Source organism: Streptomyces sp. NPDC087845, assembly GCF_044742755.1.
In the GTDB taxonomy this organism is placed as follows: domain Bacteria; phylum Actinomycetota; class Actinomycetes; order Streptomycetales; family Streptomycetaceae; genus Streptomyces.
Window position 1 is genome coordinate 71,352 of record NZ_JBIUVC010000003.1, and the last position, 9,852, is coordinate 81,203.

8 protein-coding genes and 1 riboswitch are annotated in these 9,852 nt (G+C 71.8%); of the genes, 5 read left to right on the top strand and 3 right to left on the bottom strand.

Annotated elements, in window-relative coordinates; genetic code table 11:
- Positions 1-6 precede the first annotated feature (6 nt).
- On the bottom strand, positions 7-1,281 hold the full coding sequence (gene pcaC / locus ACIOMQ_RS09555) for a 4-carboxymuconolactone decarboxylase (RefSeq protein ID WP_402188466.1): 1,275 nt from the start codon (positions 1,279-1,281) through the stop codon (positions 7-9).
- 404 nt (positions 1,282-1,685) lie between these two features.
- Between pcaC and ACIOMQ_RS09560 the strand changes: the two genes are divergently transcribed.
- The 4 genes from ACIOMQ_RS09560 (at position 1,686) to argB (ending at position 6,980) form a co-directional block, all read left to right on the top strand.
- Entirely contained in the window at positions 1,686-2,132 is a 447-nt protein-coding gene (locus tag ACIOMQ_RS09560) for a sensor histidine kinase (RefSeq protein ID WP_402188468.1), read from the top strand.
- Positions 2,133-2,321: 189 nt separating this feature from the next.
- A riboswitch (cobalamin riboswitch) is annotated at positions 2,322-2,538 on the top strand.
- A 160-nt stretch (positions 2,539-2,698) separates the two neighbouring features.
- On the top strand, positions 2,699-5,017 hold the full coding sequence (metE, locus tag ACIOMQ_RS09565; protein ID WP_402128021.1) for a 5-methyltetrahydropteroyltriglutamate--homocysteine S-methyltransferase: 2,319 nt from the start codon (positions 2,699-2,701) through the stop codon (positions 5,015-5,017).
- A gap of 506 nt (positions 5,018-5,523) precedes the next feature.
- Positions 5,524-6,054, top strand: coding sequence for a bifunctional ornithine acetyltransferase/N-acetylglutamate synthase (locus tag ACIOMQ_RS09570; RefSeq protein WP_362197285.1), 531 nt, complete (start codon positions 5,524-5,526; stop codon positions 6,052-6,054).
- 17 nt (positions 6,055-6,071) lie between these two features.
- Positions 6,072-6,980, top strand: a complete 909-nt coding sequence (argB, locus tag ACIOMQ_RS09575; protein ID WP_401755928.1) for an acetylglutamate kinase — start codon at positions 6,072-6,074, stop codon at positions 6,978-6,980.
- Positions 6,981-7,227: 247 nt separating this feature from the next.
- Here argB and ACIOMQ_RS09580 read toward each other — a convergent pair whose 3' ends face one another.
- Positions 7,228-7,749 carry a GNAT family N-acetyltransferase gene (locus tag ACIOMQ_RS09580; protein WP_401269531.1) on the bottom strand — a complete coding sequence of 174 codons (522 nt, stop codon included), beginning with the start codon at positions 7,747-7,749 and terminating at the stop codon, positions 7,228-7,230.
- A gap of 474 nt (positions 7,750-8,223) precedes the next feature.
- On the bottom strand, positions 8,224-8,433 hold the full coding sequence (locus tag ACIOMQ_RS09585; protein ID WP_362197291.1) for an MbtH family protein: 210 nt from the start codon (positions 8,431-8,433) through the stop codon (positions 8,224-8,226).
- A 286-nt stretch (positions 8,434-8,719) separates the two neighbouring features.
- Between ACIOMQ_RS09585 and ACIOMQ_RS09590 the strand changes: the two genes are divergently transcribed.
- Complete coding sequence (locus ACIOMQ_RS09590) at positions 8,720-9,832, top strand: alpha/beta hydrolase-fold protein (protein ID WP_401755924.1); 1,113 nt, start codon at positions 8,720-8,722, stop codon at positions 9,830-9,832.
- Positions 9,833-9,852 lie beyond the last annotated feature (20 nt).

Genomic DNA, 9,852 nt, shown 5'->3' on the forward strand with positions numbered 1-9,852 from the left:
ATCCTGCTACGGGCGGGGCGTTGTTTCTTCCTGAATCACGGTCTGGGCGATCGAGAACGCGGCACTCGCGGCCGGCACGCCGCAGTACACGGCTGTCTGCATCAGCACCTCTTTGATCTCGGCCGGGGTGAGGCCGTTGCGCAGCGCGGCCGTGACGTGCGCGGCCAGGCTCTCCAGGCGGCCGGAGGCGACCAGCGCGGTGAGCGTGACACAGTTGCGGGTACGGCGGTCCAGGCCCTCCCGGGTCCACACCTCGCCCCAGGCGTAACGCGTGACGAGTTCCTGGAAGTCACCGGTGAAGTCGTCGGAGGCGGCCAGGGCCCCGTCCACGTGGGCGTCGCCCAGCACCTCGCGGCGCACCTTCATGCCGGGCTCGTACGGGTCGGCGCGTCCGGTGGTGGCGGCCTCCGGCGGTGCGGCGGCGGTGATCTCCGCGACGGGCAGCACGGGGGTGGAGAGCTGCGGAGTGGAGGGCGGGACGGGGATGGCCGCGAGGGTGTCCTGCCAGGCCGCGGAGAAGTGGGTGAGCAGCAGGTCGGTGACGGCTCCGGGCTGCTCGACCGGGGCGAGGTGGGAGGCGCCGGGGACGAGGGCGAGCCGGGCGTCGGGTATGCCCGCGACCAGGGTGCGGGCGTCGCCGGGCCCGGTGACCCGGTCCTCGGCGCCGACCAGGACGAGCGTCGGGACGGTGATGCGGCCGAGTTCGCTGCGGATGTCGAAGGCGGCGAGGGCTTCGCAGGCGGCGATGTAGCAGCCGGGGTCGGTGGTGCGGACCATCTGGACGGCCCACTCGACGATGGCCGGCTGGGCGGCGGCGAAACCGGGGGTGAACCAGCGCTCCGGCGCGGTGCGGGCCATCGGCTCCAGGCCGTTGGTGCGGACGACCACACCGCGCTGGCGGAACTCGTCGGCGCTGCCGAACCGGGGCGAGGCAGCGACCAGGGCGAGCGAGGCGACCCGGTGCGGGTGGCGCAGCGCGAGGTCGGCGCCGATCGCGCCGCCGAGGGAGCAGCCCGCGTACCCGAAGCGCTGGACGCCGAGCCCTTCGAGGGTGGCCAGCAGCCGGTCGGCGAGTTCGGTGACGGCGGAGGCCGGGTGGGCGGGGGCGCCGCCGTGGCCGGGAAGGTCGAAGCGGAAGACCCGCCAGTGCTGGATGAGCTCCGGTATCTGCCGGTCCCACATGTGCCATGAAGTACCGAGGGAGGGCCCCAGGATCAGGATCGGTGCGTCTTCCGGCCCGTCAAAGCGGTATTGCAGGGTGTTCGGTGGTGTCTCGCTCACCCGTCTGACCCTCTCACGTATCACGAAATCTCACATCGCCGGGGCGAACCTAAGGGCTGTCCCGTAATCCCTGGCGGGCGTGCGACGTCGGCTACGGCGCCTCGCCGCGTTGTCGGAACGCCCGAATACATCCAGTATCCGGGCGTCCCTCCGCCTTGCGGTGCACCGCATCCGACGCCGCACGCCGATCCACCAGGGACTACGGGACAGCCCTCAGCGATTCGCCTCGGCGGACATCACGACCGGGGCCCCGGACCCCACAGAGGCGCTCGCTGAGCATCAAAGAGCCGCCCGCCCCCTCTATCCGATCCAGAGGGGATGGGCGGCTCATCGAGGCCCTGTTCCTGCTGGCCGGCATCGACCGCGGCCTGGCCGAGAGACACGCCCTCGACCCCAGAGACCCGGTGCGGCAGGCCATCGCTCAGCTCGGGCCGCTCACCGCCGCACATGACGTCACCATCCGCCTGGAAACCGGGCCCGTGGAAGTCACCGGGGACCCCGTCCTGCTGCGCCACCTCGTCACCAACCTGGTGCGCAACGCCATCCAGTACAACCACCCCGGCGGCCAGGTCCAGGTCACGGTTCAGGGCAACCGGCTCGCTGTCACCAACTCCGGGAAGCACATCGCTCCCGACCGGATGCCCGCTCTCTTCGAGCCGTTCCGTCGACTGCGCGCCGACCGCACCAGCACCTCCGGCCAGGGGCTGAGCCTTTCCATCGTCCGCTCCATCGCCCATGCGCAGGGCGCGAACATCTCAGCAGCGCCCGGTCCCGGCGGCGGCCTGACCATCACGGCCGAGTTCGCCGACGTCCCGGACCGCAGCAGTGCCACCGACCACGCTTCGAGGTGACATCGCGCAGACGGTCTCAGCCGTACGCGACCTCGCTGTACACACCCTGGCCAAGACGGTCGTCCGCTCCCAGGACCGGGCAGCGTTCGTCGTCAACGCCCCTTCACACACGGCTCCCCGGGCAGATTCCGTGTCACATGTCACGTTCCGGGATGTGAACAGCGGCGCCCCAGGGGCAGCCCACCCTCTAGTCTGGCCGGTGCAGCTGGTTCGCCCTGTCCGCCAGACAGGCGCGTCGCAAGAGGGAACCCGGTGGGAATCCGGGACTGCCCCGCAGCGGTGAGTGGGAACAACCGCCGTCATACGCACTGGATCCGGTCGGATCTGGGAAGCGACGGCCAGTAGGTGTCCGCCTCGGCGGACGTGCCCGCGAGTCCGAAGACCTGCCCGTTGCCCGCACCCGAACCCTCGTGTGCGGATATCCCGGTGACCTCGTGGGCGGGTCGGCGTAGATACCAGACGGACGAGCGCCCCGGGGGCGCAATCGATCCGTCCGGTCCGTCATCCCTTCGCGTCCGTGTCCCGTCTCCGGGATCTCAAGGAGTCATCTCGCGAAGGAGATTTCCGTGACACCGAAGTCCGCAGCCGCGGCAGCACAAGCCACCGTGTACGGCTACCCCCGCCAGGGCCCGAACCGGGAACTGAAGAAGGCCATCGAGGGTTACTGGAAGGGCCGCGTCACCGCCGACGCCCTCCGCGAAACGGCAGCCGGCCTGCGCCGGTCCAACTGGAAGCAACTGGCGGATGCCGGCGTCCACGAGGTGCCCACCGGCGACTTCTCCTACTACGACCACGTCCTGGACACCAGCGTCATGGTCGGCGCCGTCCCGCAGCGGCACCGCGAGGCCGTCACCGCCGACACACTCGACGGCTACTTCGCAATGGCCCGCGGCACCCAGGACGTGGCGCCGCTGGAGATGACCAAGTGGTTCGACACCAACTACCACTACCTCGTCCCCGAACTCGGCCCGGACACCGTCTTCACCGCAGACTCCACCAAGCAGGTCACCGAGCTCAAAGAGGCCATCGCGCTCGGACACACCGCCCGGCCCGTACTCGTCGGCCCGGTCACCTACCTTCTACTGGCCAAGCCCGCCCCAGGGGTGGCGGCCGACTTCGAACCGCTCACCCTGCTGGACCGGCTGCTGCCGGTCTACACAGAGGTACTCGCCGATCTGCGTGCCGCCGGCGCGGAGTGGGTCCAGCTGGATGAGCCCGCCCTGGTCCAGGACCGCTCCCCGGCCGAACTGAACGCCGCCGCCCGCACCTACCGTGAACTCGGCGACCCGACCGACCGGCCCAAGCTGCTCGTCGCCTCCTACTTCGACCGGCTCGGCGCAGCCCTCCCCGTACTGGCGAAAGCCCCGGTCGAGGGCCTCGCGCTGGACTTCACCGACGCCGCCGCCGCCAACCTCCACGACCTCGCCGCCGCCGGCGGACTGCCCGGCAAACGACTCGTCGCGGGCATCGTCAACGGCCGCAACATCTGGATCAACAACTACGAGAAGTCCCTGTCCACCCTCGCCACCCTCCTCGGCCTCGCCGACCGGGTCGACGTGGCCGCCTCCTGCTCCCTGCTGCACGTCCCCCTCGACACGGCGCCCGAACGGGACATCGACCCTCAGATCCTTCGCTGGCTCGCCTTCGCCACGCAGAAGACCGCCGAGATCGTCACCCTCGCAAAGGGACTGACCCAGGGCACCGGCGCGATCACCGCCGAGATCGCCGCCAACCGCGCCGACCTCGCCTCCCGTACCAACTCCCCGATCACCCACGACCCCGCCGTACGGGCCAGGACCGCAGCCATCACCGACGCCGACGGCCGCCGCTCCCAGCCGTACACCGAGCGCACCACCGCCCAGCGAGCCCACCTCAAACTGCCACTGCTGCCGACAACCACCATCGGCTCGTTCCCGCAGACAAATGAGCTGCGCGCGGCCCGCGCCGACCTGCGCGCAGGACGGATCGACACGGCCGGTTACGAGGAGCGGATCAAGGCCGAAATCGCCGAGGTCATCACCTTCCAGGAAAAGACCGGCATCGACGTCCTGGTCCACGGCGAGCCCGAACGCAACGACATGGTGCAGTACTTCGCCGAACAGCTCACCGGCTACCTCGCCACCCAGCACGGCTGGGTCCAGTCCTACGGCACCCGCTACGTCCGCCCACCGGTCCTCGCCGGCGACATCTCCCGCCCCGAACCGATGACAGTGCGGTGGACCTCATACGCCCAGTCGCTCACCGAACGCCCCGTCAAGGGCATGCTGACCGGGCCCGTCACCATGCTGGCCTGGTCCTTCGTCCGCGACGACCAACCACTCGGCGACACCGCCCGGCAAGTCGCCCTCGCCCTGCGCGACGAGGTCGACGACCTCGAAACCGGCGGCACATCGGTCATCCAGGTCGACGAACCCGCCCTGCGCGAAACCCTGCCACTGCGCACGGCGGACCACGCCACGTACCTGGACTGGGCCACCGAGTCCTTCCGCCTCACCACCAGCGGCGTACGACCGGACACCCAGATCCACACCCACATGTGCTACGCCGAATTCGGCGACATCGTCCAGGCCATCGACGACCTCGACGCCGACGTCATCAGCCTGGAGGCCGCCCGCTCCCACATGCAAGTCGCCCGCGAACTCGCCACACACGGCTACCCGCGCGAAGCAGGCCCCGGCGTGTACGACATCCACTCCCCCCGCGTACCCGACACGGACGAGGCCGCCAGCCTCCTCCGCAAGGGACTGAAGGCCATCCCCGCCGAACGCCTGTGGGTCAACCCCGACTGCGGCCTCAAGACCCGCGGCTGGCCCGAGACCAAGGCATCCCTGGAGAACCTGGTCACCGCCGCCCGCACGGTCCGCAGCGAGCTGCCCGCGTCCTGACCCGTAGGCGCCCCAAGGGCCGGGGCACCCACCAGTGCCCCGGCCCCGGCGCCGGCGCCGCGAGCAGTGCGCCGCAGCGGAGACGGAGAGGGGGCCCGCCGGTGTCCGGGGCCCGGTCCTCGGCCTGGAGCCCCGGACGCCCGCCGACGTGCTGGACCGCCTCGTGGCGGCAGGTGAGCTGCTCGGGGTCCGGGAGCGGAAACCGAGCGGTGCCGGACCGGCCTGCGCCGCCGCCCGGATCGTCCTCCCGGTCGGCAAACCCCCTGCGCGAGCCCACCGCTGACCTCCGCTCAAACTCCGGGAGGCAGGCCGGTCCAGACCAGAATGATCACAATTTAGGTTAGGCTAAGCTAAGAGAATCTTGGCAGTTCGGGCCCAACGGTGCGCACGTCATCAGGAGAGGGAGGTCACCCGTGGACTCACCCGGCGTCGACTCCTGCGCGGCCGTCTCGGCAGACTGCCGCGTTCGCAGGGCCGCGGCCGGCGGACCATCGGCGGGGCCGGTAATGAACCTCGGGCCGTCGCACGGGGCGGCCGGGGTGTTCACCCCGAACCCTGTGCAGGCCGCGCCCGTCCGCCGGTCCCGGCACGCGGTGTCCCATGGCGCGCAGTCCGTGGTCGTCCTCGACTCGGACGGGGCCGACGCCTGTACCGGCCCCGGGGGCGAGGGCGACCCCCGGGCGGTGGTCGAGCGCACGGCGCGGGCCGTCGGCGCCGAGGCCGGTCGGGTCGCGGTGTGCTCCACCGGGCTCATCGGCGTCGGGACGGCCACGGACCGGGGGGCGGCGGGCATATCCACGAAGGCCGTACACGACGTACGCCTCGATCCGGCACGCCGGCAGGCAGCGGGCACGGCGGGCACCCCGAGGGAGTTCGAAGTGCGGTTCACCGACGGGGAGTTCCGGAGAAGCGGCGACCTGTCGGAATGTCAGGCGACGGCCGCAGCCGGTCTGCACGCCGGCAGGGCATCGGCGGCGATCCCGACGAACGGCCTCACCGCTGCGTACGTCCACGGAAACAGCGGGTACGGCTCGTGAACAAGACGGGGGCGGACATGGGACCGGTTGTCACAGAGCGCGCGGACGCGGATCCGTCCACCGGGTCACTTCTCCGGCCGGAGGAACTGCGGGGCAGCGCGGTCGTCGTCAAGTTCGGCGGCAACGCCATGGTGGACGCGAGCCTGCAGCAGACGTTCGCCCGGGACGTCGTGGAGCTGTGGCACACGGGCCTGCGCCCGGTCGTCGTGCACGGGGGCGGGCCGCAGATCAGCGCGATGCTCGACCGCCTCGGCCTGGAATCCCACTTCGAGGCGGGCCTGCGGGTGACCACGCCGGAGACCATGGAGGTGGTGCGCATGGTGCTGAGCGGCCGGGTCCAGCGGGAGTTGGTCAGCCGCATCAACGCCCACGGCCCCTTCGCCGTGGGCATGACGGGCGAGGACGCGCACACGATGACGGCGGTGCGGCGCCCGGCCTGGGTGGACGGCCGACCGGTGGACATCGGTCTCGTCGGCGACATCGTGGACGTCAACCCGGGCATGGTGCGCACGCTCCTGGAGCAGGGGCACATCCCGGTGGTCTCCCCCGTGGCACGCGGTGAGGACGGACAGGTCTACAACGTCAACGCCGATCTCGCGGCCGCGGCCCTGGCCGTGGCCCTCGACGCCGAGCGGCTGGTGATGCTCACCGACGTGGAGGGGCTGTACGCGAACTGGCCGCACAGCACCGAGGTGATCGAGCGCCTGACAGCCGATGCGCTGGACGGGCTGCTGCCGGGACTGGCAAGCGGGATGCTGCCGAAGATGGAAGGCTGCCTGCGGGCCGTCCGCGGCGGCGTGCGCAGGGCGCACGTGCTCGACGGCCGCGTGCCGCACGCGGTGCTGCGAGGCGTCCTCGACGAGACCAGCCCCGGCACCACCGTGGTTCCCGGCAACAGGCGGGACCACACCGGGGGAAGTGCATGAGCGCCGCGGACGACACGCCGCCCACGCACGGCCGGCGGCCACCTGCGGCGCCCCGCCCCTGACTCCGGTCCGGGGCGAGAGCCCCACCATGCGTCCGGTCGGCACACCGATGCCGGACCTGTCCGCTGCGACGCCGTCCGCCGGGCAGCGGACCTCTCCCGAGCCTGCCCTTCGGGCGGAAGCCCGAGGGCGCTGCATCGGCATCAGGGACGTCGGCGCGAACCGGCGGGCCCGCTCGGGCCGATGGTCACAGGATCCTGGCGAGGATCCGCGCGTTGCGCCGGGGATCCAGGGACTCGGCCCAGGACAGGGGCGCCAGACGCGCGGTCGTGGGCGCGAACCCGTACCGGAGGAACAGGCCGCCGTCGCCGGTCGTCGCCGTGAACAGGGCATCGAGTGACTGGGCGTGCGCCCTGGCCAGTACGGCGCGCAGGAGCCCGGCTCCCACCCCGCGCCCCTGCCTGTGCCCGGCCACGCAGAAGTTGTACAGAACGCCTGCGGGCCCGCGGCCCTCCCCCGGGCCTGCCGGGTGCACGCGCAGGCCGACACAGCCTTCGAGGGGGCCTCCGGGGGCCTGCGTCACGAGGAAGTCGGCCGCGTGGGCGGCGTAGAGGGAGGCGGACCGCTCCCGCAGCGCCCCCGAGTGCACAAAAGGCTGGGACAGTTCGGCGAGTGCGGCGGCGTCGTCCGCACGGGCGGAGCGCACGGAGAGTGCCGACGCGGGGTGCGCATGCGGCAGCGGGGCGGGGCGCGGCGTAGCCGTGATCAAGGCTTTCCTTCCTCGGTTCCACGATCGGAGTGCGGCTCGTCGCCGTGCCACTCCGATGAAGCAAACGAGATGAGGTTAGCCTTACCTAACTTGCGAGTCCAGTGAGGGATCACCGCTGCGGAACGCTGTCGTTTCGAGCGGCATCAGCCCTCCACACGCCTGGTCAACTCCGCGACGCGCAGGGCCCCTCGGGCTTCCCGGCCGGGGGCCGCCGGGCCCTGCGGGGGATCCGGCCCCGCCGGATGCCCAGGTCATGGGCGACGGGGCGGTCCGGATCCATGGCCAGGAAGCGCGCGTTCGTCAGCCTGGTGGAGAGCATCAGCGGTGCCCCTCCGAAGTGCCGGCCGGCCCGAGGGCGAGTCGGCTCCGTTCTCGGGCGCGGGGCGGTGAGGGGCGGGCACCGTCCGTGGCGCACCGGCCTCCGGGGCGTCTTGAGCGGAGCCGCTCCCTTGGCGCGCGGTCCGCTGTGCGGGGTCAGTCGGTGGATGCCGCGAGGGACCGGGGGCGCAGGTCGGTCCAGTGGGTCTCGATGAAGTCCAGGCATGCCTCTCGGGTGTTCTCGTCGAGGGCGGTCGTCCATCCCCCGGGAACCTCGGCGAAGGACGGCCAGAGCGAGTGCTGCCCCTCATCGTTCACCAGGACCAGGAAGCGGCCTTCGGGGTCGTCGAAGGGGTTGGTGCTCATGTGTCAGCGTCTCCTCGGGTCCGACGGGCCGGTGACGGCCGTGTCGTGAGTGTGCGTCAGTTCGTGGGGCCCGGTCAGGGCTCGTTCAGGTGATGGATCGGAGAGGGAGGAAGAAATCATATTAGGTTAGGCTCACCTAATGCATGATGAGCCTAACCTCTCCCCCTCCCTCTCACAAGGAGATGCTCATGCGCCCGGTGAGCGAACGGGTCCGCACCGAGGACACCACGAACGTGCCCCCGGACATGTGCTCCCGGACGGCGGACGGCCGCCTCATCGGCCGGTCGTGACCGATCCCGGCTCCGGCTCAGCGGCCGCCGAGGAGAACGCCTTCGCCGGGTTCGGACTGCCCGGCAGACCCGGCAGCGACGAGTTCTGGGCGGCGGCGCGGACGCCTGTGTCGGTCCCTGCCGACGGCGGCGGCTGGCTGACCCTGTTCCTGTGGCGCGGCTCTCCGGCCGACATCGACTTCGAGAGCTGGTCGCCCCCGATTCCCCTGCGCCGATGGGCCGACACGGACTGCTGGTACGCCGAAGTGCGCATGCCCGCGCGGCTGCGGGTCACCTACCGGTTCCTCGCGGGCGACGCGGCCTGCGCCGACCCGTTCAACCCGGCCGGTGCCGGCGCCGACCGGTCCATCGCCGCCACGCCGGACGCCCCGGCCCAGCCGCACTGGCCCGTCATCGGCCCCGACGACGTCCTGCCCCTCCCCCGTACCCGGCTCCGCTGGGCCGGCGGACGGCTCGGCGGACGCCGCACCGTGCGCGTGCACCCGGTCGGCGGGGGCGGACCGGTGGTCCTGCTGCTCGACGGGGACGACTGGCTGCACCTGCACCCGGCCATGACCGCGTTCGACTCGGCCGTCGCCGCCGGTGAGTTGGCCCCCGTCACCCTCGTCTTCCTCCCGGCCAAGGACCGGCAGGCCGAGTTCGGGTGCAGGCCCGAGCTGTGGGAGGCGGTCCGGGACGAACTGCTGCCGCTGGTGGCGCAGTCCGGCGTACCGGCCGACCTGGACCGGCTGGTGGTCGCCGGGCAGAGCCTGGGCGGGCTGAGCGCGATGTACGCGGCGCTGGAGTTCCCGGACCTGGTCTCGCGGATCGCGTGCCAGTCGGCGTCCTTCTGGTGGACGCCCGGCGCCATGGACCTGGCGGACCCGTTGGGCGGCCCGGTCGGCGGCGCCATCGCCGCGCGGCTGCGCCGGGGCCCCGACCTGTCCTCTCTGCGGTGCGCGTTCGACGTGGGGGAACACGAGACACGGATGCTGCCCCACTGCGAGCTGGCCGAGGCCCTGACCGAGCAGGCCGGCGCGACGGTGCGGGTTTCGCGGTCGGCTTCGGACCACGATCGGGCAGGCTGGCGTCACGCCCTGCTCAGGGACGTCGCCTGGGCCCTCGCCTGAGCGGTTCCGGGGACGTGTCC

Bases quoted from the DNA above. Each gene is read 5' to 3' on its own strand.
- ACIOMQ_RS09570 (WP_362197285.1), top strand. From the start codon at position 5,524: ATGAACCTCGGGCCGTCGCACGGGGCGGCCGGGGTGTTCACCCCGAAC.
- argB (WP_401755928.1), top strand. From the start codon at position 6,072: ATGGGACCGGTTGTCACAGAGCGCGCGGACGCGGATCCGTCCACCGGG.
- ACIOMQ_RS09585 (WP_362197291.1), bottom strand. From the start codon at position 8,433: ATGAGCACCAACCCCTTCGACGACCCCGAAGGCCGCTTCCTGGTCCTG.